We start from the raw sequence: 25,333 nt of genomic DNA, 5'->3' as shown, positions 1-25,333 counted from the left end.
GCGGATCATGCCTCGGATTTTCAGCCAGATCTGGCGGCTGCTGCGCCTGTGCGTCGCCGGCCCGGGTGGGCGCACGAGCCTTGCTTTGCTCGCGGTGGTTCTCGGCCTCAATCTGGGCAGCGTCTATGTCAGCCTGCTGCTGATCGATTGGAATGCCCAGTTCTACGGCGCCCTCGAAAAGCGGGACGCGGCCGCGGCCGTCAACCAGATCGGCGTGTTCGGCCTGCTGATCGCCGTCAATGCGGCGATGTATCTGGCGGCGGTCTATCTGCGCAAGAGCGTGCAGATCCGCTGGCGCCACGCGCTGACCGCGGCCGCGCTCGACCGCTGGCTTGGCGGCAGGACCCATGCAAGGCTGCGCCAGGCCGGTGCCACCCCCGATAACCCCGATCAGCGCATCGCCGAGGATTGCCGCCTCTTCGTCGACAAGTTCACCGAGGAGGGCTTGGAGGTCGTCACCAGCATCGTGGGGCTGGTGTCCTATGTGGCCCTGCTGTGGTCGCTGTCCTCCTTTCCACTCGCCTTCACCCTGTTCGGCGTGGCGGTGGAGATCCCGCGCTACATGGTGTGGGCCGCTCCGGTCTATGTGCTGATCTCCAGCGGGCTCACCCATTGGCTCGGTCGTCCTCTGCTGGCGCTCAATGCGCAACAGCAGAGCCGTGAGGCCGATTTCCGCTTCGCGCTCGCGCGCCTGCGCGAATCCTCCGACGCCGTGGCGCTGATGGCGGGCGAGGCCGCCGAAAGGCGCGTGCTGGACGCCCGCTTCGGCGCCATCATGCGCAATTGGCGGGCGCTGATGAACCGCGACCTCATCCTGGGCTGCTTCACCAGGCCCTATCACAGCACGGTGCTGCGCATCCCGATCTTCCTGGCCTTGCCCGCCTATCTTGCCGGGCAGGTCGCGCTGGGCGGGCTGATGAAGCTGGCTTCCGCCTTCCAGAACGTGGTCACCACCCTGTCCTGGTTCATCTTCTCCTATCGCAATCTGGCCGAACTCGCGGCAGCCATCCGCCGTCTCGACGGCTTTCTCGATGCCTTGGGACGGGTCACGGACGGCGAAGGCGTCCGGACCAGGACGAGCGGGCTCGATCACCTGTCCATCCAGGGCCTCGCCTTGGCCACGCCCGAGGGGCGCGCCCTCAACATCCTGGCGGATATGAGATTGGAGAGGGGCGAGAATGCCTGGCTGGCCGGGGCGTCGGGCATCGGCAAGAGCACCCTGATCAAGGCGATGGCCGGCCTGTGGCCGCATGGCGAGGGAAGGGTGACCCTGCCGGCCGAACGGAGGATCGCCTTCCTGCCGCAGGCGGTCTATCTGCCTCTAGCGGATCTGCGGACCGTCCTGGCCTATCCGCAGGATCCCGGGATGCTGCCTCGGCAAGCCTATGCCGGGGCCCTCCAACTGGTCGGCCTCGAGCATCGACTGCCGGGTCTCGATGATGGCGAGCCGCCCCTCGGCCTTTCCGGCGGTGAACAGCAGCGCCTGGCTCTGGCACGGCTGATCCTGGCACGGCCGGACTGGGCCGTGCTGGACGAGCCGACCAGCGCCCTCGACAGCGCCGCAGAGGCGCAATTGTTCGCGGCGCTGCGGGCGGCCCTGCCGCATACGAGCTTCGTCGTGGTGGCGCATCGCGAGCCGGCTGGCCTGGGGCCACTGCGGCGGATCGAGCTTGAGCCATACACATTGGAGGTCGTATCATAGATAGGCATGATTTTTGCTTAAAGCGTTTTGCGATTTGCTGGTATTGGCAAGAATTGCAAAACGCGTCGAAACTGAAGGTTGGAGCAAAAAATCGTTCAACCATAAACGCGCTTTGCTCTTGGCGATCGGCGATGAGAGAGGGCGAAGCGCGCTGCTAGGACGCAGCATTTTGTCCTCAAACTGTCGCAATCGCGGAGAAATATGCTCCAGCTTCCAAAGTGCATCGAACGGTGAAGCGCATGCGTTTGAACAAAATTCTCTATTTTGGCGATTTTGTACTCTGTCCTGCTGCGGCCCTCGGCCTGCTTCTCTTGACTCTTCTGCAGCATGACGCCACCGCCGTGGGCATCTGGGCGATGGCTTTCGTGCTGGGCTGCATCGGCTGGACTTTCGTCGAATATGCCGTGCACCGCTGGATCTATCATGCGGTGCCGTTCTTCGACCGGATGCACGATGCGCATCATCAGGAGCCCAAGGGCATGATCGGCGCGCCGTCTTTCCTGAGTGTCGGCGTGATCTTCCTGGTGTTCTACTTGCCGCTCTATTTCGCCAACCATGCCTTTGCTGGCGGCTTTACCAGCGGCATCCTGCTCGGCTACGTCGCCTATATGCTGGTGCATCATGCATCGCATCACTGGTCGTCGAAGCCGGGCAGCCTGCTCTATCGCCTGCGCCTGCAGCACATGGTGCATCATTATCGCGGCGAGGAAGGCAATTACGGCGTGGTCACCTCGTTCTGGGACCACATCTTCTCCACCTATGTCGAACCACAGCGGCGACGAGCCTGATTCGGGGGCCTTCACGTCATGAAGGCGAAGCGGTTGGGATCGTCGGGCTCTTCGGCCAGCGCCTTGCAATAGTCGGTGATCACCCCAGGCGTATCGCCATCCGCCCTGAGGCGCCCACGGTCGATCCAGATCGTGCGCTCGCACAGATCCATCACCTGGTCGAGGTCGTGGGAGACGAACAGGATGGTGCCGCGCTGGCGGAAGGCGCGGATCAAGGTCCGGCAGCGTTCGCGGAAGGCATCGTCCCCCACGGCGAGGGCTTCGTCGACGATCAGCACGTCCCCATCGGCATGGGCGCAGATGGCGAAGGCCAGGCGCGCGCCCATGCCGCTGGAATAGAGCTTCACGGGCTGTTCGAAGAAATCGCCGAGGCCGCAGAGCTCCTGAATGGCGGCAAGCCTTGCGGTGACCTCAGCCCGCTTGAGGCCGAGAATGGCGCCGGACAAATAGCAGTTTTCGCGGCCTGTGAGTTCGTAGTCGAAGGCGGCGCCGAGGGCGAGCACAGGCGCGATGCGCCCCTTGACGGTGAGCGAGCCGACGGTGGGGGCGGTGATGCCACAGAGGATCTGAAGCAAGGTCGACTTGCCCGAGCCGTTGCGACCGACGATGCCGACCGCTGCGCCCTTGGGAATGGTGAAGCCGATCTCCTTCAGTGCCCAATACTCATCGTAATAGCGCTTCTTGCCGCCGAGAAGCACCTGCTTCACCTGGTCGATCGGATGGCGATAGAATTGGTAGGCCTTGCCGAGGTCGCGGCATTCGATCGCGAGTTCGTGCGCGAGATCTTGGCTGGCCCTCTGTTCAGATGATGTCGACAAGGATCGTCTTCTTTCGCATGAACAGGGTCCGGCCGGCATAGAACACCGCGAACGAGGCGGCGAGGCAGACGAGATAGAGCAGGCCATCAGGCCAGGTGCCGCGCAGGATGGCGGCGCGCATCATCTCGATGATACCGGTCAGGGGATTGAGATAGAGCAGCCAGCGCCAGCCCTCTGGCACATTCGAGACTTCATAGAACACCGGGGTCGCGAACATCGCGACCGGAATGATCGAGATGATCAAATGGTTGAGGTCGCTGGTCAGGGCGCCGATGGTGGAGAGGATCCAGACGATGCCGAGCAGGCAGAGGCAGAGAGGCACCAGGATGAACGGCAGTGCCAGCCACGACCAGTGGATCGACTGGTTGATCAGGATCTGCCCGATCAGCAGCACGCCGAGGGCGATCAGCATATAGACGCCGCCGCGCGCCACCGCGATCCAGGCCAGGATCTGGGGCGGGAAGATCGAGCGGCGGATGATGTGCTTGTGCTCGGCCAGCAAGAGAGGGGAGCGATAGGCGATCTCGGCGAAGAAATTGAACACCACCAGGCCGACGAAGATCGAGAAGGCATAGCTGAAGCGCCCGCTGCCTTCCTGGGCGGCGCCGACCTTGAGCGCGCCGGAGAAGACCAGCGTGTAGATCGACAGCATCACCAGCGGCGCCAGCACGGCCCAGGCCCAGCCGAACACCGAGCCGCGAAAGCGCACCTGCAATTCGCGGGTCAGGATGGCGCGAAAGAGTTCGCGTTGGCGCCAGATATCGGCAAAGGGCTGCAGCAAGGGCTGGGTCTCCATGATTGGAGCCATAACCAAAGCACAGAGGTGGAACAAGGGGGCAGCCCGACGGATGCCAGTGGCTGAGGCTGGCGTGTTCTTCTCACGCCCGTTGCCTTTCCCGCTCGAACTTGACAGAAGGACGGCATGCCGGTCACCGTCCGTCCCGTCTCCTCCAAGCGCGAGCTCAGGCAGTTCCTTGCTCTGCCGCGGCGGATCTATGCCTGTTACAGCGACTATGTCGCTCCGCTCGACCACGACCGCGCCCAGTTGCTGGATCCCGGCAAGAGCGCCTTCTGGACCCATGGGGAGGCGGCCTATTGGCTTGCTTATGATGGGGAGGGCAGGGCTGTCGGCCGCATCTCCGCCCAGATCGATCATCTCGCCACAGGCCCGCAGCATGAGGGCATCGGCTTCTTCGGCTGCCTCGACGCAGTGGACGACGAAAAGGTGGTGGTCGAACTGGTCCGGACTGCAGCTGCCCATCTCGCCGGCAAGGGCAGAAAGGTGATGCGCGGCCCCTTCACGCTGTCGATCAACGCCGAGTCCGGCCTGCTGATCGATGGCTTCGCCGCGCCGGCCATGGTGCTGATGCCCTGGCATCCGCCCTATCTGCGCGCCCATCTGGAGGCGGCCGGCCTCACGCTGGTGAAGACACTGCATTCCTACGCCTTCGACCGCCGTCGCAGCGATCTTCCCGACAGGCTCGAAAAGCTCGGCATGGAGCGCCGCCGCAAGGGTTTCGATATCCGCGCCATGCGCATGAACAGGCTGGCCGAGGATGCCGAGCTCGGCCGCTGCCTGTTCAACGGTTCCTGGGCTGCCAATTGGGGCTTCGTGCCGGTTTCCGAAGCGGAGATGACGGCGATGATCAAGGCCTTCAGACCCCTTCTGAAGGCCGATTATGGCGTCTTCGTCGAACGGAAAGGGGAATTGTTGGGCTTTGCCCTGTTCCTGCCCAATGTCTTCGAGATCGCGGGCGATCTCGGGGGCTCGCCGTCCCCCGCCGGCTGGCTGAAACTGGCCTGGCGCGGCCTGACCCGGCGCTTCACCGGCGGCCGCGCCGTGCTGTTCGGCGTGGCGCCACGGCTGGTCGGCTCGGTCTCCGGTGCCAGCGTCGCGCTGATCCTGGTGGATGAATTGATGCGCCGTGCTGCCATCACCGGTGTGCAAGATTTGGAATGCGGTTGGATTCTTGACGACAACTATGCCATGACGAGCGTAGTTGAATGGCTCGGGGCTCGGTCAACACGCCGTTTCGGTGTATTTGAGACATCGATTCAGTCCCATTACGCCTAAGGACGTGTCCAGGAAGAAGATGTCGACCGATACCCAAGATAACATCCTGTCCAATCCGCAGCGTGTCTATGACGAGGTCGTCAACCTGATCATATCCGAGGGCATGGTCGATCGCGAGAAGGTCACGCCCGACGCAACCTTCGAGACGCTCGGCCTCAAATCCATCGATATCGTGATGATCCTCACGGCGGTGGAAGAAAAATTCGACGTCTATATTCCGATGGATGGCTCGATCGCCGAAGCCAAGGATCTCAAATCCTTCATCGACGGCGTGCTGGCCCGTATCGCCAGTGAAAAGTCCTGATTTGAGCAGAAAGCGCGTCTACATCACCGGCATGGGAGCAGCGACGGCGGCGGGACTCGGGGTTCCGGCGCTGTGGCAGGCCGCGCGCGAGGGACAGAGCGCCATCGGGCCGCTCGAAGTGGCGCGGGAGCTGCGCCACAATATCCGCATCGCCGGCCAGTTGCGCGGTTTCGACCCGGCTGTCCATATCGAGCCCGACGTGCTGGCCTTCTGCGACCGCTTCACACAGCTCGCCATCGTCGCCGGTGACGAAGCCTTGGCGCAGGCCGGCTTTGCCCGCGCCGACCGGCAGGGCGAGCGCACCGCCACCATCGTCGGCACCGGCGTTGGCGGCGGGGAAACCATCGAGATCGGCATTCACAATGCCTATGTCACTGGCCAGCGCCTCGATCCCTGGAGCGTGCCGCGCCTGATGCCCAATGGCGCCGCTTCGCAATTGAGCGCGCGCCATGGCGCGCGCGGCCCATCCTTTGCCGTCGCCAGCGCTTGCGCCTCCGGTACGCAGGCCATCGGCCTCGGCGCCCATTTCATCCGGGCCGGCATCGTCGACCGCGCCATTGTCGGCGGTGCCGAGGCCTGCATCACCGCCTCCGGCATGAAGGGCTGGGAAGCCCTGCGCGTGCTCTCGCCCAATGCCTGCCGTCCCTTCTCCAAGGACCGCAACGGCATGGTGCTCGGGGAGGGCGCCGCCATCTTCGTGCTGGAGAGCGAGGAGAGTGCCCGGGCCAGGGGTGCGGCACCGCTGGCCGAGCTCTGCGGCTATGGCACCTCCAGCGATGCCGGCGACATCGTGCGCCCGGACGCCGGCGGCGCGGCTTCCGCCATGCGCCAGGCCCTGCAGGATGCCGGGCTGGAGCCGGAGGCGATCGACTATGTCAACGCCCACGGCACCGGCACGCTCGCCAATGACGCCACCGAGGCGGCTGCGCTCGCCGCGATCTTCGGCGAAAGACTACCCCATCTGCCCGTCTCCTCCACCAAGCCGGTGCATGGCCACGCCCTCGGTGCGGCCGGCGCCATCGAGCTCGCCATTACAGTGATGGCCCTGCGCGAAGGCGTGGCGCCGCCGACCCTCAACTGGACAACGCCCGATCCTCGATGTGATCTTGATTGCGTTCCGGATCAGAAGAGGGCGGTGACGATGCGCCATGCCATGACGAACTCCTTCGCATTCGGCGGCATCAATGCGGTGCTGATCGTCGGGCAGGCATGAGCGCGCTGCCGCCTCTACGCATCGGCCCCATTGCGGCCCGGGTCGAGGCGGAGGCCGTGCGGCGCTACCGCAAGGCGACCGCCATCGATGGCACGATGAGCCAAGGATTGGCGGGCGACGGTGACGAGGTTCCCGCGACCTTCCCGGCGATCTGGTTGTGGCATCCGGCCGCCAAGGCCGCCTTCGACGATCTTGCCGGCGAAGAGCATCTCATTCCCGTGCTGATAGCCCAGCGCTTCAGCTATTATCGCGCCTTGCTGATTGGCCAGGAGATCCGTTTCGTGATTACGCGACGGGCGGATGCCTCCGCGCCCGATGATGTGCAGATCGAAGCGCATATCGAAGGAGCGGATGGCGAGGTCATTGCCGATTTTGCCGCGACCTATCGGTTGTTCCAACCTGAGCAGGCGCAATGAGCAATTCGATCCCGCCTATCGTCATAGGCCCGATCGGCCCAAGCGAGGTCGAGGCGTTCGCCCGTGCCTCAGGCGACACCAATCCCCTGCATGTCAGCGCGGCCATCGCCCGCACCATCGGGCTTGAGGCCGCACCCGTACATGGCATGTTGCTGGTCGCCTATCTGCACGAAGCGGTGCGGCGTTTCCTGCCTGAGGCCGTTATCACCGGCCTGTCGACCCGCTTCATGGCACCTGTGCCGGTCGGTGCTGAAGTCGAGATTTCCGGGCGGACGGTCAAGCGTCGCGAAGACGGAGAGCCGGCTGTGCTGCGTCTCTTCGTCAAGACAGGCGATGGCGTGGTCGCCTGCCTAGCGGAAGCGACTCTATCGTGCGCGATGGAGGGTCGGCCATGAACCGCCAGACCGTGCTGATCACCGGCGCCAGCAGCGGTATCGGCAGGGCCCTGGCACTTGAATATGCCGCACCTGATCGCTGCCTTCTTCTCGTAGGCCGCGACGAGGCGAGGCTGGCTGATATCACTGAACTCTGCCGGGCGCGCGGAGCCACGGTCGTCGCCATCAGCCTCGACGTCCGCGACCGCAAGGCACTCGCCGCCTGGATCGCGGCCCGGGATGGTGAAACGCCGATCGATCTCGCCATCGCCTGCGCCGGCATCGTCTCGGGCACCAGCGCGCAAAGGCCGCTCGACCCGGGCGAGGCGATGCGGGCCGTTCTCGCCGTCGATCTGATGGGGGCGGTCAACACCATCGAGCCGGCCCTCGAGGCCATGCGCCGCCGTCGCCGCGGCCATGTCGCTTTGGTCGGCTCGCTTGCCGGGCTGCGCGGCTTTCCCTCCTCGCCGGCCTATTCCATGGCCAAGGCCGCGGTTCATGCCTATGCCGAGGGCATCCGACCGGCACTTCGACGGGAAGGCATCACGGTCAGCCTGATCGCGCCGGGCTTCGTCACCACGCCGCTCAACGCCGAGCTGGTCGCGCCGCAGCCGCTCAAGGTCACCGCCGCGCGGGCAGCCCGGATCATCCGCAGCGGCCTCGATCGCCGCAAGCCGGTGATCGCTTTCCCCTTCATCCTCTATGCGGGATTGCGTCTGCTCACTTTGTTGCCCGCCCGTTTCGGCGACTGGTTGCTCGATCGCCCCGGCGTCGATGTGCCGTTGACGCGGGAGCGGGAGCGCGCGGGATCATGACGGTGCTTGCTGGCTTGGTCGGCTCCCTGGCCGGCCTGTGGTGGGTCGCCCTCGTCTCCGTGCTGCTCGGCTCTACACTGCTCGCCTTGCTCCAGCCGGCACTCGTGGCACGCCGGGCCGTCGCCGGCGAACGCGGCCCCATCTCCGTGCTGGTGCCTCTCCGGCGCATCGAGGAAACGAGGAGCGAGGCGAACCGCAAGCTTCTCGACCTGGATTATCCCGGCCTCGAAATCCTGTTCTCGGTGAGCTGCAGGCAGGCAGAAGATGCCGCGTCCCACCCTCCCATGGAGGGGGAGGGGATGAAACGAGCACGCGCCTCGCTCCTCTTCACCACGCCCATCCCCGATGCCAATCCGAAGATCGCCAATCTCGTCGAATCGGTCGAAGCGGCTGTTCATGATCTCCTGTTGATCAAGGACGCCGCCACCATTCTGCCGCCGGGCGCTCTTGCCGCGATGACGGCAAGTCTGGCTTCGGGCGTCGGGCTGGTCTGCGCCGTGCCGGTGGCGCGAAGGCCCGCCAATTTCGCGGCCCTGCTGGAGGCCAGCCTCGTCAATACCTATGGCGGGAGGCTCCTGCTGGCGCTCTCTGCGCTCGGGGGCGGGGCCGGCATCGGCGCGGCCATGCTGCTGCGGCGCGGCGATCTTCAGGCCGCCGGCGGCCTCTCGGCGATCCTCGACGCGGTGGCCGACGACCATGCTCTGGCAAAGCTTCTGAAGGGCCGGGGCCTGCGTCCGGTCTTCGCCAGCGCCACTGTCGATCAGGACCTCGGCGCTCGTCAGCCTGGCGAGATCTGGCAGAGGCATCTGCGTTGGGCGATCTGCCGGCGCTTGGAAGAACCCTTGGCCTTCGCAGCCGAGCCCTTGACAGGCCTGCCTGCCGCCTGCCTCGCGGCGCTCGCCGTCGCCGCTTTCCTCGGCCTGCCCGCCATACCCTTGCTGGTGCTGTCTATCTTCCTCTGGCCCACAGCCGAATGTGCGCTCGCCTGGCGCAAGGGCTGGCCGCTCTCCCCGGCCATGCCGTTCGCCGTGCTCCTCAGGGAGGCGATCATGCCGGCGCTCTGGCTGAACGCGCTGCTGGCACGCCGCCTCGCCTGGGGCTCGGCCACGATCGCGCTGGCGGGGCGGCGCTGATGCTCCTGGTGATCGATGCCATCGGCCTGGCCGCCGGCCTTTTCCTTGTCGTCCTGCTCGGCCAGCATCTGCGCCTTGCCGGGCGCGCGCGCCGCTACCGGCCGCCCCCGATGCGATCGGACGGCGAGCCTCCGCATATCCTCCTGCAGATCCCGCTCTACAACGAGGCCGGCTCCGTCGAGGGAGCCTTGGCCTCGGCCCTGGCGCTGGACTGGCCGGCCGACCGGCTGACCATCCAGCTCCTCGATGATTCCACCGATGAGACGGCGGCCCTTGCCGCCGCCGCCATTGCCAGCCTGCCGCCGGGAGGCCCGGTGGTGCAGCAGGTCAGGCGGGTAAGCCGGGACGGCTTCAAGGCCGGCGCTCTCGCCGAAGGCATGCGGCGCTGCGATGCACCCTTGATTGCCATCCTCGATGCCGATTTCAGGGCGCCGCGCCAATGGCTGCGGCAGGCGGCAGCGGTGCTGGCGGCCGATGCGCGTGCCGCCTTCGTGCAGTTCCGCTTCGAATTTGGCAATCGCGACCAGAACTGGATGACCTCGGGCCAGCAATTTTCAGTCGATGCGCATTTCCTTGCCGAGCAGGCGGGAAGGCAGGCCGGCGGTGACATGTTCCAGTTCAACGGCACCGGCGCGATCTGGCGCCGCGCCGCCATCGATGCGGCCGGCGGCTGGTCCGCCGACACGCTCGCCGAGGACCTGGACCTGACCGTGCGGACCTATGTCGCCGGCTGGCACGGCCAGCTCATGTTGGAGGCTCCGCTGACCTGCGAGGCGCCTGCCGACCTCGCCAGCTGGCGCGTGCAGCAGGCGCGTTGGTCGAGTGGCTTCATCCAGGTCGCGCGCAAGGGACTGCCGCTGGTCTGGCGCTCGGACTGGAACCTTGCCGCCAAGCTTGGCACCAGCCTGCTGCTCGGCCTGCAGCTTGGCCTGCCCTGTTTCGTGCTGGCGGCGGCCGCCTTTGTACTTGACGGCCTGCTGCGCGGTTTTGGCGGCGGACATGCCCTTCTGGCGATGGCGGTCGCGATTTATGCCGTGACCAGCGCTGTTCTCATTACCTTGCCGCCATTTCTACGCTTGCGCCGAGGTGGTATCATCCGCTACGGGGCAACCCTGATCGCAATTCCGGTCCTGCTCGTCTTTCTGGCGATGGCCAATTCGGCAAGCGTGATCGCCGCTCCCTTCACGAGGCGGCATGATTTCGTGCGCACGCCCAAGCGCGGTGACCGGTGACAGGCGACAGGGACGGGCGGTGGGTCTTCGGACCCGCCTTGCCTGCCGGCAAGCGAGGCGTTTCCAGGCGGGTCTGAAGACCAGCCCCCCAAATCACCCTCCACGGTTTGGAGGCGAGCAATGACGAGAGACGGAGTTTGACGGGTTTGTGGGAGAGTTTCTGGGCGATCGCCGGCTGGCTGGCGGTGATCTTGGCCGTGATATCGTTGCTCGGCTGGGCGGTCACCTTCGGCTCGACCCTGGCGACCTTCTATCTCGTCTTCAAGCATTGGCGCCTGCGCCGGACCGGCATCGAGGCTGAACGCCGACTGCTGGCGCATGGACTGCCCGCCGACGCCGACCTGCCGGATGTGGTGGTGCAGATCCCCACTTATAATGAAGGCGCCATGGTCGCCCGGGCGCTCGACGCCGCCATCGCGCTCGACTGGCCGCGCGAGCGCCTGCATATCCAGATCCTCGACGATTCCACCGATGGCTCCACCGTCTTCGCCAATGAAGAGGTGGCGAGGCGCCGGGCACTGGGGTTCGACGTGGTGCTTGTTCATCGCAAGGACCGCACCGAATACAAGGCCGGCGCGCTCGCCAATGCCATGACGCTGACGCCGCATGGCTTTTTCGCCATTCTCGACGTCGATTACGTGCCTGATCCCGATTTCCTGCGCAAGACCATGACCTGCCTGTTGGCGGATCCAAAGCTTGCCTTCATCCAGGCCCGCTTCGACTATATGAACCGGGACGCCAACCCGCTGACCCGCACCCAGGCAGTGCTGCTGGACGCGCATCTCGCCGTCGAGCAGGGTACGCGCTGCTGGGCCGGCCATCCCCTGCCGTTCAACGGTACCTGCGGCGTCTGGCGCCGCGAGGCCATCGAGGCGGCCGGCGGCTGGCGCGGCGGCACGCTGGCCGAGGATCTCGATTTGTCCTACCGGGCCTGGCGCATCGGCCGGCGCGGTTCCTTCCTGATGAGCGTACCGGTGCCCGGCGAGCTTCCCGAGACGATGAAGGCCTGGATGAGCCAGCAGCAGCGCTGGACCAAGGGCTTCGGCGAAGTGATGCTGCGCCTGCTCTGCCCGATCCTCGGCGACGGCTCGCTATCGTTGGGCGATCGTCTGAAGGCGGCGATGCATCTGGGGGTCTGGTGGTCGGGCCTCGCCTGGGCCGTGGCCTTGCCGGCCGGCATCGCCGCGATCGTGCTCGGAGTGCCGCTGCGCTGGGAATTGGCTGGCCTCCTGATCAGCCAGCTCCTGATCGGCTATGCCGCCCTCTTCGTGTTCCTGCGAGCCGGCAACCTGTCGCTGCGTCCGGGACAGACCAGCCTTTTCGACTTCCTGCGCGAATTTGCCCAGGTTTCCCGCGACCTCTTCCGCATTGGCGCCGTCATCGGCCCGGCCCAGCGCGAGGTGATCTTCAGGAAACGCAGCGAGTTCGTGCGCACGCCGAAATCCACCGCGGCGCCGAAGGTCGTTTGATGGCGTGCCTCAGGGCACTTCGAGCCGGCTCCTGACCAGGAGCAGGCCGACCATGGCGAGCGTCGCGAAGCCGGCGCCGGCGAGGAAGGTGCCGCCGGGGCCCACCATCTCCCAGATCAGGCCGGCTATCACGCTGGCCACCAGCAGGGCGAGGCCGGTGACGAGGTTGTAGACGCCGAAGGCGGTGCCGCGCAGTTCGGCGGGAGCCGCCGCGGCAATCAGGGCGGCGAGCAGCCCCTGCGTGAAGCCCATATGCAGCCCCCACAGCGTCACGCCGATGCCGACACTGGTGATTCCCGGAGCCAGGGCCAATACGAGATCGGCGGCGATGAGCAGGATGAGGCCGAGGACCAGCAGGGTGATGCGGTCCATGCGATCGGCCAGGATGCCGACGGGATAGGCCGAGAGCGAATAGGCCAGACTCATGATCACCAGCACGATGGGCACCAGGGCCAGGGGCAGGCCGATCGACTGGGCCTTCAGGATCAGGAAGGCTTCGGAGAAACGCGCCAGGGTAAAGATCGTCGCGACTGCCACCACCCACCAATAGGCCGTGCCCAGACGGGCGAGTTCGTCGCGGTGGAGCGGCATGCGCACGCGCCGAAGCCCTTGGGGCCGTGGCGGCTCCTTGACGAAGACCAGGATCAGGGCGACGGCGACGAAGGCCGGGATCACCGCGACCCAGAACACCGCCTGGAAATGGTTCGCTGTCAGCCACATCAGCCCGATGGCGATGAGCGGTCCGGAAAAGGCCCCGATCGTGTCGAGGGATTGCCTGAGTCCGAAGGCCGCGCCCCGCAGATGCGGCGGCGCGAGGTCGGCGACGAGCGCATCGCGCGGCGCCCCGCGAATGCCCTTGCCGAGCCTGTCGATGAAACGGGCCGCGATGAGCCAGTCGAGCGAGGCTGCGAGCGGAAAGATCGGCTTGGTGCAGGCGGCGAGGCCATAGCCGATTGCAGCCAGGAGCTTGCGCTTGCCGAGCCAGTCGCTGAGCGCGCCCGAAAACACCTTGGTGATCGAGGCCGTCGCCTCGGCAATGCCCTCGATGATGCCGACGGCCAGGGTGGAGGTGCCGAGGACAGCGACCATATAGACCGGCAACAATGCATGGATCATCTCCGAGGAGACATCCATCAGCATGGAGACGAAGCCGAGTGCCCAGATGCCGGCCGGGAGCTTGCGGTCGTTCGACGCTGACGGCGTAGCCGGCGCATTCGGGTCGGTCGATCCGTCGTGCGGATTCATCGGGCGTCTTTCGGCTTACAGGTGGGCGTGATTCGATCAGGTGGGCGTGATTCGATTGGGAAATCATCGTTTCCATATCAGCCCGGCGCTGGGGCCGCATCCGGAGGATTGCAGGTTCCGGCCCCTGTTCAAGACGAGATCGGGCCGGCGAGGCCCGCCGCCAGGGCGTCGATGGTGACGCGCAGGCGGGCCGAGAGCACGGCATCGGATGGCCAGACGATGTGCACCGGCAGGCCCGGGGCTTCGAAGGCGGCGAGGACGATTTCGAGCCGGCCGGCCACGATCGCCTCGGCGGCCAGCCAATGCGGCAGCTGGGCCAGGCCGGTGCCGGCGCAGGCGGCGGCGAGGGCAGCCTGCATCTGGCCGACTCGCAGCCGGCCGCGCACCGGCAGCGTCAGCCGCTTGCTTCCGTCCAGGAAGCGCCAGGGCAGGACGTGGTCGTCGGACAGGATGCCGATGCATTGGTGGCTGGTGAGGTCCCCAGGATGGCCGGGGCGGCCATGCCTGTCGAGATAGGACGGGGCGGCCGAGGTCACCACGCGCTGCGTTCCCAGGCGGCGGGCGGTCAGGCTGATCGTATCCGGCAATTCGCCGATGCGTACGGCAAGATCGACGCCATCCTCGATGAAGTCGACATGGCGGCTGGAAAACAAGGCCTCGATTTCCAGCATTTCGTGGCGCTGCAAGAGGTCCAGCAGGATCGGCATGACGCGGTCCCGGCCGAAGAGGGCCGGGAGGGCGATCCGCAGCCTGCCGACGGGCTCGTTGGCGTGGCTGGCGAGGCTTGATTCGGCGCGTGCCAGCTCGTCCAGCGCGCGCTGGCAGCTGTCGCGGAAGGAGCGGCCGGCATCGGTGAGCGCCAATTTGCGTGTGGTGCGCTGGAACAGGCGCACCTGCAGGCGTTCCTCCAGCCTGGCGATGGCCTTGCCCACCGTGGATTTGGAGAGGCCGAGCTGCGTGGCGGCCATGCTGAAGCTTTCGGCTTCGGCCGCCTGCAGGAAGGCCCGGATGGCATGAAATCGCTCGCTCGAAACCATCCTGTCAATTTGGCGAAATAATTTCGCTAATCAATCGAAAAGAAGGAGCAATTCGAGATCATGGTTCTGCCGTAGCCTGGGCCGGTTCATGATCGTTCGGAGAGGCTTGCCATGGCGCGCAACGGAGTATTGGAACAAGGCAGCCGCTCGCGTTGGATCGCCCTTGTCGGCATCAGCATCGCCAGCTTCGTGGGCTGCACCGATCTCACCATCGTCAACACCGCCATCCCCGAGATCCAGCGGGGCCTCGCCGCCTCGCTCGGACAAACGCAATGGGTCATCACCCTGTTCGTGATGGCGCTTTCGGCCTTCCTGGTACTCGGCGGCAGGCTGGCCGACCATTATGGCCGGCGGCGCGTGCTCTATGGCGGCATGCTGGTCTTTGCCCTCGCCTCGCTCGGGGCGGGCTTTGCCGGCTCGATCGGGGAACTCGTGCTGTTTCGCTTCATCCAGGGCGCCAGCACCTCGGTGCTCTACACCGCCTCGACGGCGATCGTCGCCGACATGTTCCCTGAGCATGAACGCGGCCGGGCTGTCGGCATCGTCTCGACCGGCGGCGGGGCGGGGCTGGCTCTCGGCCCGATCGCCGGCGGCATCCTGGTCGGGCTCCTGGACTGGCGCTGGGTCTTCTTCATCAACGTGCCCTTCCTGGTGCTGAGCTTCGTGCTCTGCCTGCCGCGCGTGCCGGAGTCGCGTGGAGCCGAGACAAATGAGGGCATCGACTGGTGGGGCGCGGGATTGCTGATCTCAGGCCTGTCCTGCCTGCTGCTGGCGCTCTCGCAGGGGCTCGACTGGGGCTGGACCTCGCCCGTCATCCTCGCGCTGTTGGCCGCCGCGGCTGCGATCCTGGCCGTCTTCGGCCTGGTCCAGCACCGCGGCGCGGCACCACTCCTGCCGCTCGGCCTCCTCGGCAATGGCCGTTTCCTGCTGGTGTGCCTCACCACCATCTGCCTCGGCTTTTTCTATGCCGCCGCCTTGTTCCTGATGCCGCTCTACCTTGCCGTCGCCGGCGGGCATGACAGTTTCATCACCGGCCTCCTGCTGCTGCCGGCGACGGCACTCGTCGCCCTGGTCTCCCCGAGCGTCGGCAGGCTGGCCGACAGCAGCGGCCCCATTCCCTTGCTCATCGCCGGTCTGGCGCTGCTGGCACTCTCCGCCGGGCTGCAGGCCCTGTTCTCGGTTGGCAGCGGGCTCGGCCTCGTCATCGCAGCCTTCGCCGCGATGGGGCTCGGCTGGGGCTGTATCCTCGGCCCCTCGACGGTCGCCGCGCTGTCATCCGTCGCGCCGCGGCTCGGCGGCACCGCCATCGGTGTGAGCTGGACGCTACATAATGTCGGCGGGGCGCTGGGCCTGGTGCTCGCCACCCTGGTCTATCGCCTGGCGGCGGAAAACGCGTTCGAGATTGCCGCCGGCAACTTGCCGGCTGCGGCGGCAGGCCTCGCCGACAGGGTGGTGAGCGAGCCGGACAGGGCGGCCGCCCTGCTGGCAGGCAGCGGCATCGACCCAGTTCGAGCGCAGGATCTCGCCGCCAGCCTGTTCGTCGCCGGCTATCGAGCCAGCATGATCCTGCTGCTCGCCGTCACGTCGGCCACCGTCATTGCCCTCGCTTGGGCCGCGCTGCGCTGGCGGCGAAAAGGCGGCCGGCAGCCTGCCGCGGCAGAGGGTGAGTCTTCAGACCTGCAGGAATGCGCGAGGTCGTGACTGCGAGAGCGCGCCATTTCAAGCTGCCGGCCGGAGCACCCCGGTCTGGCGGCCGGCTGTGGCGATGATGTCGAGCGCGGCCTCGATATCGGCGGCGCTGTGGGCGGCCGAGACGGAATAGCGCAGCACCACCTCGCCATTGGGTGTGGCCGGCGGGATCAGCATGTTGACATAGAGCCCAGTGCGCAACAGGGCGGTCCAGGTCTCCAACCCGGCCTTGATGCCCGGCATGCGCACGGCGCCGACCGGGCCAGGCGGGGCCAGAGGCGGCAGGCCGAGGCCGGTCAGGCCGCGATGCAGGGCCTCCGCACGTTTGGTGACGGTGGCGCGGCGCTCGCTGTCGCCGGCGATGATCGAAAGCGCCTGCCTGGCGGCGGCGACCACCGGCGGCGGCAGGGAGGCGGTGTAGAGATAGCTGCGCGCGGCAAAGCGTAGGGCCCGGAAGGCCGGATCATTGGTGACGCAATAGCCGCCGACCACGCCGACGCTCTTGGAGAAGGTGCCGACGATCACGTCGACCTTGTCCTCCACGCCCTGCGCTTCGGCAACGCCGCGGCCCCTGGCGCCGTAGAGGCCGAGCGAATGGGCCTCGTCGACCAGGAGCACGGTGCCGGTTTCCGAGGTCACGGCGCTGATCGCTTCGAGGCCGGCGACATCGCCGAGCACGCTGTAGAGGCCCTCGACGATGACGAGCGTGCGGCTCGGCGCGATGTCGCTTGCCGCGATGACGCGTGCGAGATCGGCGGCGTCATTGTGCTTGAAGGTGAGGATTTTCGCGCCAGACAGCTTGCAGGCGTCGAAGATCGAGGCATGGCAATGGGCGTCGAGCACCACGGCATCGCCTTCACGCACCAGCCCTCCGATGGCGCCGAGATTGGCCATGAAGCCGGTGGAAAACACCACGGCGTCACGCCGGCCGTAGAGTTCGGCAATCGCTTTTTCGAGCTCGATATGCAGGGCTTGGTTGCCGCTGGCGACGCGCGAGGCGGTCGAGCCGGTGCCGAAGCTCGCCAGCGCCGTACTGGCCGCCTCGATGCAGGAGGGATCGAAATTGAGGCCGAGATAGGAATTGGTGCCGAACATCAGGGTCTCGCGACCTTCGATCACCGCCCGGACCGGGCTCAACACCTTCTCGATCACCACGCTGAGCGGGGTGAGGGCGCCTCCGGTGGAGCGATCGAAAATATCGGCGAATCCCTGCGACCGTGCCTTGATGCCTGGCGGCCCTGCCATCGTCACTCCTTGTTCTCCAGAACAAAATGCGTTTAGACGGAAACGCTCGTTTGCTCTAACTCTTTGTTTCGACGTGTCTTTGCGATTTGAAGTGATTCCGTCAAATCACTAAACACCTTGAGCAAGCCGCACAGCGGCGGAACGTTTGCCTGCTCCAACGCATTGTTTCGATGCGCTTTTGCAATCCATGCAAGACTGCTGAATCACAAACGCCAATCGTCCGGCGAGAGTTTCCACTGTCGCCGGCTTGTTTCGGTCATACCCTATTTTTTCGCCTCGTCCATCTTCTCGACTGGAGCGAATCCGTCGCTCGAAGGGAGTTATGCCTTGAAACGCCTGATCGTCAGCCATCGCACGACCTATCGCTATGCCGAACAGGTCAGCTTCGGCCCGCATCGCATGATGCTGCGCCCACGCGACAGCCATGAGATGAGGCTGATCTCGGCCACCCTCACCACCTCGCTGCCAGCCGATTTCGCCTGGAGTTACGATGTTTTCGGCAATGAGGTCTGCACGGGGGTCTTCACGGGACAGGCCAGCGAATTGTCGATCGAGAGCCACCTCGAGATCGAGCGCTTCGCCTCGGCTGCACCGACGGCCCATCTGACCGGCAGGGAAGCCCCCTTTCCCGTGACCTATTCGGCTGACGAGGCCATCGATCTCGGCGCCGCCATGCTCGCCTCCGCCGACGATTATCCCGATGAGCTCAGGCTCTGGATCGCCGGTGCCCCGAAGCGCCATCCGGGTGGCGCGCGCGACCTGCTGACCGGCCTGTGCCAGGAGATCCATGGCGAGTTCAGCTATGTCACCCGTTTCGAACAGTCGACCCAGGATCCCGCCTTCACTTTCGCCAGCCGGAGTGGAGCCTGTCGCGACTTCGCGGCTTTGTTCATCGCCGCCGCCCGCCTGCTCGGCTTCGGAGCGCGTTTCGTTTCCGGCTACCTGTTCGATCCTCCGGCCGAAATGGGTGCGCCCATCCTGCAGGGGGCGGGGGCAACCCATGCCTGGGCCGAAGTCTATCTGCCGGATATCGGCTGGATCGAGTTCGACCCCACCAATGGCCTGGTGGCATCCGATCGCCTGATTCGCATCGCCGCCGTGCGCGAGCCGCATCAGGCAGTGCCGATAGCGGGCTCCTTCATCGGCTCCCCCTCGGCCTTCATCGGGCTTTGGGTCGGCGTGGACGTCGAGGAGGTGGAAGAGGCGGGTGTGTCGCCGTAGGGGCGGTATCGTGCACAAAGATAACGGCACACCGAATTGGGCACGACAATCCTTCCCCGGTTTTGGGGAAGGTGTCGCTGCATGGCAGCGACGGAAGGGGGAGAGTGGCGTTGCGAGTGCTCTATCATGACCCATTAGCGCCATCCGACCCCATCCGCCCCATCCGCCTCCATCCGGCCCGGCTTTGCCGGCCCAGCTTCCCCGAAACCGGAAGGATTGTCGCGCTTCATTCGATAGCGGTATTTTCCTAGTTCAGCCCCGATTTCTTTCCGGGGCGGAGGTTTTTGAGCTAAAACGGGCGCTATTATCTCCAGATCGGAAATAGTACATGGAACGGCTCGAATGCGACCGCATGTTCGTGGCAGTGCTGGAGGCCGGCAGCTTCTCTCGGGCGGCGGTCCGGCTCGGCACCAGTTCGGGCCAGGCCTCCAAGCTGGTGTCGCGGCTGGAGGCTGATCTCGGCGTGCAACTGCTCAAGCGCACCACGCGGGCTTTGTCGCCGACCGAGATCGGCCGCGCCTATTACGAACGCATCAAGATCGTCCTGGAAGAGTTCGATGCCCTCGACGCCTCCGTCCGTAGCGCCTCCAGCCTCGCGGCGGGGCGCATCAAGCTGTCGGTGCCCCTCAGTTTCGGCACCATGCATCTGGCGCCGGCCTTCGTCGCCTTCGCCAAACTCTATCCCGACATCCAGCTCGATGTCGGCTTCACCGATCGCGTGGTCAGCCTGGTCGACGAGGGCTTCGACATGGCTATTCGCATCGGCAATCCCAGCGATTCCAGCCTGATCGCCCGCAAGCTTTGCGAGACCCGCGTCGTGGCGGCCGCCTCGCCGGCCTATCTCGCCGAGCATGGCGAACCCCTCCATCCCAACGAGCTGGCGCGCCATGAATGCATCATCGATACAAATTTTCACGATCCGCTGACCTGGCAGTTCATGACTGACAAGGCCACCTTGCAGGTGGCGGTCAAGGGGCGGCTTCAGTTCTCGAACGGGGAGGCCAGCTTCAAAGCGGCCGAGGCCGGGCTTGGCGTCGCCTGCGGGCCGAGCTTCCTGGCCGGCGAGGCGTTGCGGGCCGGCCGGCTCAAGCCGCTGCTCCGCGCCTTCGAAGACAGGTCGCTCGGGGCGTATGCCCTCTATCCGCCCGGCCGCCATCTGGCGGCCAAGATCCGCGTCCTCGTCGATTTCCTGGCCGAGCGCTATCGCGGCAGACCGCCCTGGGAGCAGGGTTGGTCGTGATATAATTTCTGGAATGGAAGGAATATTCTATCCTTGGCGAGGATAATCTCTGCAATGGAAATGGTGCAGATTAAGGACAGCAAACCCTTTGCCTGGAGACAACCATGTCCGACACCCGCACCGCTCCCTATGCCGCCCTGCTGCTCCGCCTTGCGCTCGGCGTCCTGTTCCTGGCCCATGCCGGGCTCAAGATCTTCGTGTTCACGCCGGCTGGAACGGCCCAGTTCTTCGGCTCGCTCGGCCTGCCGCCGGCACTGGCCTATGTGACCATCGCCTGGGAGGTCATCGGGGCCCTTGCCCTCATCCTCGGCGTCTGGCCGCGACTGGCGGCCCTGGCCCTGATTCCGGTGCTGGCGGGCGCTATCGCCACAGTGCACGGCCCGGCCGGCTTCTTCTTCACCAATCCCAATGGCGGTTGGGAATTCCTGGCCTTGTGGATCGCCGGCCTTCTCGCGCTCGCCTTGATCGGCGACGGTGCCCTGGCATTGCGGCCAACGCCCTCGCGCGGCACCCCCCACTAGAACCGAGCCTTTCGAGCCAACCAGCCTTCGTCCGGAGGATATCATGTCAGCCAGTGACGCTCCCCTCAGCATCGGCACGGTCAGCCTGACCGTGCATGACCTCGATGCGGTCAGCGGTTTCTACGAACAGGCGATCGGCCTGCAGCCGGTGTCGTCGGAAGCTGGCCTGCGCCGGCTCGGAACCGGCGACACGGTGTTGCTGGAGCTGCGGCATGACCCGCAGGCCCGACGGCGTTCGACTCGGGAGGCCGGCCTGTTCCATACGGCCTTCCTGCTGCCCGGTCGGGCGGATCTCGGCCGCTGGCTCAGGCATGCCGTCGAAGCGCGGCTGCCGCTCCAGGGCGCTTCGGACCACCTGGTCAGCGAGGCGATCTATCTGGCCGATCCGGAGGGCAACGGCATCGAGGTCTATGCCGACCGTCCGCGTAGCGCCTGGACCATCGACGGCGGCACGGTGACGATGTCAACGGAGCGCCTCGATGTGCAGGACGTGATCGCCGAAGCCGGTACGACACGCTGGCAGGGCTACCCCGCCGGCGGCATCGTCGGCCATGTGCATCTCCAGGTCGGGGCCACCGAGCCGGCGGATGCCTTCTTCGGCGGTGTGCTCGGTTTCGATCTCACGGCTCGCTACCCCGGCGCCAGCTTCTTTGCGACAGGCGGCTATCATCATCATCTCGCAGCCAATATCTGGAACAGCCGCGGGGCGGGGCAGCGCGATTTTCCCTCGACGGGTCTGGCCGAAGTGAGGATGATCGCGGCCGATGCGGAGATCCTTGCCGCCGTAAGGAACCGAGTCCAGGCGGCCGGCGTTGCCACCAGGGAGAAGGCAGGCGGCTTCGCCTTGCACGACCCGTGGGGAACATCGTTCTCCATCGTCACCCGAAAAGGTTGAGCCATGCTGGTCAACGGAAAATGGAGCGCCGACTGGCATCCAGTACAGGCGACCGACAAGCAGGGCGGCTTCGTGCGTCAGGTCTCGAAATTCCGTAATTGGGTCACGCCCGACGGCCGCGCGGGACCGACTGGCGAGGCCGGCTTCAAGGCCGAGGCGGGGCGCTATCATCTCTATGTCGCACTGATCTGCCCCTGGGCCTCGCGCACCCTGATCGGACGCAGGCTCAAGGGCCTCGATGACGTCATCTCCGTCAGCGTGGTCGAACCGACCACAACCGAGCAGGGCTGGCGTTTCGGCAATTATCCCGGCGCCACGCCCGATACGGTCAATGGCGCGACCTATATGCACGAGGTCTACACCCGCGCCGATCCCACCTATACCGGCCGCGCCACGGTGCCGGTGCTGTGGGACAGGCAGCGCGGCACCATCGTCAACAACGAGTCCGCCGACATACTGCGCATGCTCAATGATGGTTTCGGCTCCCTTGCCCGCGGCGATATCGATCTCTACCCCAAGGATCTGCGTCCTGAGATCGACGCCCTGAACGAGGCCATCTATCCCAGCCTCAACAATGGCGTCTATCGGGCCGGTTTCGCCACCACGCAGGAAGCCTATGAAGCCGCCTTCCGCGAGATTTTCGCCATGCTCGACCGGCTGGAACAGCGCCTGGCGGCTGGCGGTCCCTTCCTGCTCGGCGCCGGCCTGACCGAAGCCGATATTCGCCTGTTCGTGACGCTGGTGCGCTTCGATGCCGCCTATCACGGCCTGTTCAAATGCAATCTCAGGCGGCTGGCCGATTATCCCGCGCTTTCGGCCTATCTCGCAGCCATGCTCGCCGTGCCGGGGATCCGCCAGACCGTCAGCATCGACCACATCAAGCGCGGCTATTATTCGATCCGCGCGCTCAATCCGGGCGGCATCGTGCCTGTCGGCCCCGATCTGCCGGGCCTGGATACCGCCGAGGCCAAGGCCGCATGACGAACAATCTGATCATCCTCCTGCACGGCGTCGGCAGCAATGGCGGCGATCTGATGCATCTGGGTGATATCTGGCGCGAGATGCTGCCGGGCGCCGTGCTGGCGGCGCCGGACGCACCCTTTGCCTTCGATGCCGGGGGGATGGGGCGGCAATGGTTCAGCGTCGCTGGCGTGACCGCGCAGAACCGTGGCGGCCGCATTGTCGCCGCCCGCACGGCCTTCGACGCAACCCTGCGGGATGTGATCGACAGGCATGGCTTTTCTCAAACGCCCGGGCGTGTGGCGCTGGCGGGCTTTTCGCAGGGTGGGATCATGGCGCTCGATGCGCTTGCCTCCGGCCGTTGGCCGCTGGCGGTCGTCGCCTTTTCCGCCAGGCTGGCGACGCCGGATCCCCTGGCGCCGGCGACGGGAAGCGCGGCTTTGCTCGTTCATGGCGAGGACGACAGGATCATTCCCGCGTGCGAAAGCGAGGCGGCTGCCGAGCGCCTCGACCGCGAGGGTGTCGAGACCGAACTCTTCATCGAGCCTGGCCTCGATCATACCATCTCGCCGGAAGGCGTCATGAAGGCGGCCGATTTCCTGGCCCGACGCTTCGGCACCCATGCGTATGCGTGAGGGGGCCGTGTGACGGTACAGACCGTACTCGTTCACGCCAGCGGCAGTTCCACCACGAAACGGCTGCCGCCGCCCTCGCGGCTTTCGCAGCGCACCGATCCGCGGTGGCGCCCGGCAATCTGGCGCACCAGCGCCAGGCCGAGCCCCCAGCCGCCCGAGATCTCGCTGCGGCCGGCGGGTCGATAGAACGGCTCGAACAGATGATCCCGCTCTTTCTCGGCAATGCCGGGGCCGCGGTCACACACCTCGATACGGGCCCTTCCTCTCTCGCTGGCGATGGTGATCTCCACCGGGGGCTTGCCATGCTTGCCGGCATTCTCCAGGAGGTTGCGCATCAGCCGCCGCAGCAGCGTGGCATCGCCGCGGATTTCCACCGGCTCGCCATCGGCGGCGGCGCCGGTGCGGGCGGCTTCCTCGGCCGCCAGGCCCAGCAGGTCGACCGGCGCCCCTTCGAGCGGCGTGGCGGCGGCGTAGTCGAGCCGGCTGGCGAGCAGGATCTCCTCCACCAGCTGGTCGATCTCCTGCAGGTCCTTGTTGATTTCCTCGCGCACCGCCACGCTGGGTTTGTCGGCGCCGATCTCCACCGCCATGCGCAGCCTTGCCAGGGGCGAGCGCAGTTCATGGCTGGCATTGGCAAGCAGGGCCTTTTGGGAATTGACCAGCGCCTCGATGCGGCTGGCGGCGCCATTGAAGCTGCGGGCCACCATGGCGACCTCGTCGGCTCCCTGTTCCGCCACGCGCCGGTTCAAGGCACCGCTGCCCCAGCTCTCGACGCCGGCACGCAGCGTTTCGAGCCGTCGGGTCAGCCGAGCCGTGGCCGGCCAGGCTGCGATGCCGACGCCGCCGGCGACCAGCAGGACCAGAAACAGGACACGCAGCCCCGGCTTCGGCGGCCTCGGCAATTGGGCGAGCACGGTGCGCCCACCCGGCAAATCGAGGCGGACGACATGGTCGAGCCAGCGCTGCGGAACATCGTCGTCTCCGGCCGGCAGGGCGATCGGAAAGCCGCGCGAGGCGATCAGCACGCGCTCCTTGCTGTAGACGGAGATCGAGGCGCCCATTTCCTCGCTGAGCTTGCGGATCTCGGTGGGCAGGTCCTCGGGCGTGCGTTCCTGGAAGCGCACCAGCTCGTCGGTGAGCCGGACGCGCAAAGCGCCCCAGCGCTCGCCCGCCGTATCGCCGGCCATGCGCCAGAGCGTACCGACCAGCAGAGCCAGCACGACGAGGCAGGCGAGCAGCGTGAGGTAGACCTGCCAGAACAGACGCTTGCGAAAGAATTTAGGCATGGGCGCACACGATATGATGGTCCCGAACGCGCTTTGCTCTGCCGTGCCGGTGTTCGCCGCTCCACCGGGCGATGGAACGTGGCCGGCAGTCCGCGACCGTTATGACCCTTATAGGCTGGTTTCTACTCAATCGGCGTCACTTAATCGGCATCCTGGCGCTTGGCGAAGACATAGCCTGCGCCGCGCACGGTGAGGATGCGGCGCGGATGCTTGGCATCGTCCTCGATCGCGGCGCGGATGCGGGAGATATGCACATCAATCGAACGGTCGAACACGTCGAGTTCCTCGCCCTTCACCAGATCCATCAGCCTTTCGCGGTTGAGCACCCTGCCGGCATTGTCGGCCAGCGCCAGGAGCAGATCGAATTGATGGCTGGTGAGGGCGCGTTCCTCGCCGTCGATGCGGGCGCTGCGCGAGCCGCGATCGATGGTGAGGCGCCCGAAGCGCAGGGTCTGGTTGTCGAGTTCGGCCGGTGCCGAGCGCCGGCGCAGTACGGCGCGCAGGCGGGCGAGCAATTCGCGCGGATTGAAGGGCTTGGGCAGATAGTCGTCGGCGCCGATCTCGAGCCCGACGATGCGATCGGTATCGTCGCCCCGGGCGGTCAGCATCACCACCGGGATGTTGGAGCGCATGCGCAGGCGGCGGCAGACCTCGAAGCCGTCGAAATCAGGCAGCATGATGTCGAGCACCACGGCATCGTAGCCGTCGCGCTCGATGGCGCCGAGCCCTTCCGCGCCCGAGGGCCTGTGATCGACGTCGAAACCCGCGGCCGCCAGATAATCGCCCAGCATGGCGGCGAGCCGGGTGTCGTCGTCGATAATCAGGATACGTTCCACGGCCACTGCCCGCTCCGGGATAGAGAAAATCCGTTCGGCCGCTCCCGGACGTGTCGCAGTCATGGATTGGAACCCAATTCATGACTGCGACACGTCCGAGCGAGCGGCCGTTATTCTGCGTCGATCCTAAAGCGTTTTGCGATTGGATGGAATGACCACGAATCGCAAAAGCGCGTCGAAACAAG

The 25,333-nt window shown here is 66.0% G+C and carries 25 protein-coding genes; 18 read left to right on the top strand and 7 right to left on the bottom strand.

The window, feature by feature from the left end; translation table 11 throughout:
* The first annotated feature begins 7 nt into the window (after positions 1-7).
* Positions 8-1,702, top strand: a complete 1,695-nt coding sequence (locus ACN6KF_RS18725; RefSeq protein ID WP_434958294.1) for an ABC transporter ATP-binding protein/permease — start codon at positions 8-10, stop codon at positions 1,700-1,702.
* A 239-nt stretch (positions 1,703-1,941) separates the two neighbouring features.
* A complete protein-coding gene (locus ACN6KF_RS18720) occupies positions 1,942-2,490 on the top strand; it encodes a sterol desaturase family protein (protein ID WP_434958293.1) in 549 nt (182 codons plus the stop codon).
* A gap of 11 nt (positions 2,491-2,501) precedes the next feature.
* Here ACN6KF_RS18720 and ACN6KF_RS18715 read toward each other — a convergent pair whose 3' ends face one another.
* Positions 2,502-3,308 (bottom strand): ABC transporter ATP-binding protein, encoded by an 807-nt coding sequence (locus tag ACN6KF_RS18715; RefSeq protein WP_434958292.1) that lies wholly within the window; start codon positions 3,306-3,308, stop codon positions 2,502-2,504.
* Positions 3,292-4,104, bottom strand: coding sequence for an ABC transporter permease (locus ACN6KF_RS18710; protein WP_434958291.1), 813 nt, complete (start codon positions 4,102-4,104; stop codon positions 3,292-3,294). Before ACN6KF_RS18710 ends, ACN6KF_RS18715 begins: the two co-directional genes overlap by 17 nt.
* A 126-nt stretch (positions 4,105-4,230) precedes the next feature.
* Between ACN6KF_RS18710 and ACN6KF_RS18705 the strand changes: the two genes are divergently transcribed.
* The 9 genes from ACN6KF_RS18705 to ACN6KF_RS18665 all read left to right on the top strand — a co-directional run bounded on the left by ACN6KF_RS18705 (position 4,231) and on the right by ACN6KF_RS18665 (position 12,338).
* Positions 4,231-5,382, top strand: coding sequence for a hypothetical protein (locus tag ACN6KF_RS18705; protein ID WP_434958290.1), 1,152 nt, complete (start codon positions 4,231-4,233; stop codon positions 5,380-5,382).
* 19 nt (positions 5,383-5,401) lie between these two features.
* Positions 5,402-5,686, top strand: a complete 285-nt coding sequence (locus tag ACN6KF_RS18700; protein WP_434958289.1) for an acyl carrier protein — start codon at positions 5,402-5,404, stop codon at positions 5,684-5,686.
* 1 nt (position 5,687) lies between these two features.
* On the top strand, positions 5,688-6,899 hold the full coding sequence (locus tag ACN6KF_RS18695; RefSeq protein WP_434958288.1) for a beta-ketoacyl-[acyl-carrier-protein] synthase family protein: 1,212 nt from the start codon (positions 5,688-5,690) through the stop codon (positions 6,897-6,899).
* Positions 6,896-7,315 carry a hypothetical protein gene (locus ACN6KF_RS18690; RefSeq protein WP_434958287.1) on the top strand — a complete coding sequence of 140 codons (420 nt, stop codon included), beginning with the start codon at positions 6,896-6,898 and terminating at the stop codon, positions 7,313-7,315. The genes ACN6KF_RS18695 and ACN6KF_RS18690 overlap by 4 nt, the downstream gene beginning before the upstream one ends.
* Positions 7,312-7,710, top strand: a complete 399-nt coding sequence (locus ACN6KF_RS18685; RefSeq protein ID WP_434958286.1) for a MaoC family dehydratase — start codon at positions 7,312-7,314, stop codon at positions 7,708-7,710. Before ACN6KF_RS18690 ends, ACN6KF_RS18685 begins: the two co-directional genes overlap by 4 nt.
* Positions 7,707-8,504 (top strand): SDR family NAD(P)-dependent oxidoreductase, encoded by a 798-nt coding sequence (locus ACN6KF_RS18680; RefSeq protein ID WP_434958285.1) that lies wholly within the window; start codon positions 7,707-7,709, stop codon positions 8,502-8,504. The genes ACN6KF_RS18685 and ACN6KF_RS18680 overlap by 4 nt, the downstream gene beginning before the upstream one ends.
* Complete coding sequence (locus ACN6KF_RS18675) at positions 8,501-9,637, top strand: glycosyltransferase (protein WP_434958284.1); 1,137 nt, start codon at positions 8,501-8,503, stop codon at positions 9,635-9,637. Before ACN6KF_RS18680 ends, ACN6KF_RS18675 begins: the two co-directional genes overlap by 4 nt.
* Entirely contained in the window at positions 9,637-10,869 is a 1,233-nt protein-coding gene (locus ACN6KF_RS18670) for a glycosyltransferase family 2 protein (RefSeq protein WP_434958283.1), read from the top strand. Before ACN6KF_RS18675 ends, ACN6KF_RS18670 begins: the two co-directional genes overlap by 1 nt.
* Positions 10,870-11,006: 137 nt before the next feature.
* On the top strand, positions 11,007-12,338 hold the full coding sequence (locus ACN6KF_RS18665; protein ID WP_434958282.1) for a glycosyltransferase family 2 protein: 1,332 nt from the start codon (positions 11,007-11,009) through the stop codon (positions 12,336-12,338).
* Positions 12,339-12,347: 9 nt separating this feature from the next.
* Here ACN6KF_RS18665 and ACN6KF_RS18660 read toward each other — a convergent pair whose 3' ends face one another.
* Together ACN6KF_RS18660 and ACN6KF_RS18655 are read right to left on the bottom strand one after the other, a co-directional pair.
* On the bottom strand, positions 12,348-13,478 hold the full coding sequence (locus ACN6KF_RS18660) for an MFS transporter (protein WP_434959705.1): 1,131 nt from the start codon (positions 13,476-13,478) through the stop codon (positions 12,348-12,350).
* Between the two features lie 233 nt (positions 13,479-13,711).
* A complete protein-coding gene (locus ACN6KF_RS18655; RefSeq protein ID WP_434958281.1) occupies positions 13,712-14,620 on the bottom strand; it encodes a LysR family transcriptional regulator in 909 nt (302 codons plus the stop codon).
* 111 nt (positions 14,621-14,731) lie between these two features.
* Here ACN6KF_RS18655 and ACN6KF_RS18650 point away from each other — a divergent pair, with 111 nt between their 5' ends.
* Positions 14,732-16,321: an MFS transporter gene (locus ACN6KF_RS18650; RefSeq protein WP_434958280.1), complete on the top strand. Its 1,590-nt coding sequence runs from the start codon at positions 14,732-14,734 to the stop codon at positions 16,319-16,321.
* Between the two features lie 18 nt (positions 16,322-16,339).
* Here ACN6KF_RS18650 and ACN6KF_RS18645 read toward each other — a convergent pair whose 3' ends face one another.
* On the bottom strand, positions 16,340-17,554 hold the full coding sequence (locus tag ACN6KF_RS18645; RefSeq protein ID WP_434958279.1) for an aminotransferase class I/II-fold pyridoxal phosphate-dependent enzyme: 1,215 nt from the start codon (positions 17,552-17,554) through the stop codon (positions 16,340-16,342).
* Positions 17,555-17,881: 327 nt separating this feature from the next.
* Between ACN6KF_RS18645 and ACN6KF_RS18640 the strand changes: the two genes are divergently transcribed.
* The 6 genes from ACN6KF_RS18640 (at position 17,882) to ACN6KF_RS18615 (ending at position 23,026) form a co-directional block, all read left to right on the top strand.
* Positions 17,882-18,775, top strand: coding sequence for a transglutaminase family protein (locus ACN6KF_RS18640; protein ID WP_434958278.1), 894 nt, complete (start codon positions 17,882-17,884; stop codon positions 18,773-18,775).
* A 328-nt stretch (positions 18,776-19,103) separates the two neighbouring features.
* A complete protein-coding gene (locus ACN6KF_RS18635) occupies positions 19,104-20,015 on the top strand; it encodes a LysR family transcriptional regulator (RefSeq protein WP_434958277.1) in 912 nt (303 codons plus the stop codon).
* A 104-nt stretch (positions 20,016-20,119) separates the two neighbouring features.
* Positions 20,120-20,536: a DoxX family protein gene (locus tag ACN6KF_RS18630; protein WP_434958276.1), complete on the top strand. Its 417-nt coding sequence runs from the start codon at positions 20,120-20,122 to the stop codon at positions 20,534-20,536.
* 43 nt (positions 20,537-20,579) lie between these two features.
* Positions 20,580-21,431, top strand: a complete 852-nt coding sequence (locus tag ACN6KF_RS18625; protein ID WP_434958275.1) for a VOC family protein — start codon at positions 20,580-20,582, stop codon at positions 21,429-21,431.
* 3 nt (positions 21,432-21,434) lie between these two features.
* Positions 21,435-22,412: a glutathione S-transferase family protein gene (locus tag ACN6KF_RS18620; protein WP_434958274.1), complete on the top strand. Its 978-nt coding sequence runs from the start codon at positions 21,435-21,437 to the stop codon at positions 22,410-22,412.
* Positions 22,409-23,026 carry an alpha/beta hydrolase gene (locus ACN6KF_RS18615; protein WP_434958273.1) on the top strand — a complete coding sequence of 206 codons (618 nt, stop codon included), beginning with the start codon at positions 22,409-22,411 and terminating at the stop codon, positions 23,024-23,026. Before ACN6KF_RS18620 ends, ACN6KF_RS18615 begins: the two co-directional genes overlap by 4 nt.
* A gap of 32 nt (positions 23,027-23,058) precedes the next feature.
* Here the strand turns inward: ACN6KF_RS18615 and ACN6KF_RS18610 are convergent, their stop codons facing one another.
* The gene (locus ACN6KF_RS18610) at positions 23,059-24,312 is read right to left on the bottom strand and encodes a sensor histidine kinase (RefSeq protein ID WP_434958272.1); all 1,254 of its coding nucleotides are present in this window, start codon (positions 24,310-24,312) and stop codon (positions 23,059-23,061) included.
* 140 nt (positions 24,313-24,452) lie between these two features.
* Positions 24,453-25,154, bottom strand: coding sequence for a response regulator (locus ACN6KF_RS18605; RefSeq protein WP_434958271.1), 702 nt, complete (start codon positions 25,152-25,154; stop codon positions 24,453-24,455).
* Between the last annotated feature and the right edge of the window lie 179 nt (positions 25,155-25,333).

The organism is Labrys methylaminiphilus subsp. lupini, assembly GCF_051161885.1.
In the GTDB taxonomy this organism is placed as follows: domain Bacteria; phylum Pseudomonadota; class Alphaproteobacteria; order Rhizobiales; family Labraceae; genus Labrys.
Note: the sequence above shows the minus strand (reverse complement) of the source record. Positions and strands in the feature narration are given on the sequence as shown.

What these genes read in the sequence shown, in the direction of transcription:
- ACN6KF_RS18705 (WP_434958290.1), top strand. Translation starts at nt 4,231, where the DNA reads ATGCCGGTCACCGTCCGTCCCGTCTCCTCCAAGCGCGAGCTCAGGCAG.
- ACN6KF_RS18645 (WP_434958279.1), bottom strand. Translation starts at nt 17,554, where the DNA reads ATGGCAGGGCCGCCAGGCATCAAGGCACGGTCGCAGGGATTCGCCGAT.
- ACN6KF_RS18655 (WP_434958281.1), bottom strand. Translation starts at nt 14,620, where the DNA reads ATGGTTTCGAGCGAGCGATTTCATGCCATCCGGGCCTTCCTGCAGGCG.
- ACN6KF_RS18660 (WP_434959705.1), bottom strand. Translation starts at nt 13,478, where the DNA reads ATGCTGATGGATGTCTCCTCGGAGATGATCCATGCATTGTTGCCGGTC.
- ACN6KF_RS18725 (WP_434958294.1), top strand. Translation starts at nt 8, where the DNA reads ATGCCTCGGATTTTCAGCCAGATCTGGCGGCTGCTGCGCCTGTGCGTC.
- ACN6KF_RS18670 (WP_434958283.1), top strand. Translation starts at nt 9,637, where the DNA reads ATGCTCCTGGTGATCGATGCCATCGGCCTGGCCGCCGGCCTTTTCCTT.
- ACN6KF_RS18675 (WP_434958284.1), top strand. Translation starts at nt 8,501, where the DNA reads ATGACGGTGCTTGCTGGCTTGGTCGGCTCCCTGGCCGGCCTGTGGTGG.
- ACN6KF_RS18630 (WP_434958276.1), top strand. Translation starts at nt 20,120, where the DNA reads ATGTCCGACACCCGCACCGCTCCCTATGCCGCCCTGCTGCTCCGCCTT.
- ACN6KF_RS18620 (WP_434958274.1), top strand. Translation starts at nt 21,435, where the DNA reads ATGCTGGTCAACGGAAAATGGAGCGCCGACTGGCATCCAGTACAGGCG.
- ACN6KF_RS18720 (WP_434958293.1), top strand. Translation starts at nt 1,942, where the DNA reads ATGCGTTTGAACAAAATTCTCTATTTTGGCGATTTTGTACTCTGTCCT.
- ACN6KF_RS18650 (WP_434958280.1), top strand. Translation starts at nt 14,732, where the DNA reads ATGGCGCGCAACGGAGTATTGGAACAAGGCAGCCGCTCGCGTTGGATC.
- ACN6KF_RS18610 (WP_434958272.1), bottom strand. Translation starts at nt 24,312, where the DNA reads ATGCCTAAATTCTTTCGCAAGCGTCTGTTCTGGCAGGTCTACCTCACG.
- ACN6KF_RS18685 (WP_434958286.1), top strand. Translation starts at nt 7,312, where the DNA reads ATGAGCAATTCGATCCCGCCTATCGTCATAGGCCCGATCGGCCCAAGC.
- ACN6KF_RS18625 (WP_434958275.1), top strand. Translation starts at nt 20,580, where the DNA reads ATGTCAGCCAGTGACGCTCCCCTCAGCATCGGCACGGTCAGCCTGACC.
- ACN6KF_RS18680 (WP_434958285.1), top strand. Translation starts at nt 7,707, where the DNA reads ATGAACCGCCAGACCGTGCTGATCACCGGCGCCAGCAGCGGTATCGGC.
- ACN6KF_RS18700 (WP_434958289.1), top strand. Translation starts at nt 5,402, where the DNA reads ATGTCGACCGATACCCAAGATAACATCCTGTCCAATCCGCAGCGTGTC.
- ACN6KF_RS18710 (WP_434958291.1), bottom strand. Translation starts at nt 4,104, where the DNA reads ATGGAGACCCAGCCCTTGCTGCAGCCCTTTGCCGATATCTGGCGCCAA.
- ACN6KF_RS18690 (WP_434958287.1), top strand. Translation starts at nt 6,896, where the DNA reads ATGAGCGCGCTGCCGCCTCTACGCATCGGCCCCATTGCGGCCCGGGTC.
- ACN6KF_RS18615 (WP_434958273.1), top strand. Translation starts at nt 22,409, where the DNA reads ATGACGAACAATCTGATCATCCTCCTGCACGGCGTCGGCAGCAATGGC.
- ACN6KF_RS18635 (WP_434958277.1), top strand. Translation starts at nt 19,104, where the DNA reads ATGGAACGGCTCGAATGCGACCGCATGTTCGTGGCAGTGCTGGAGGCC.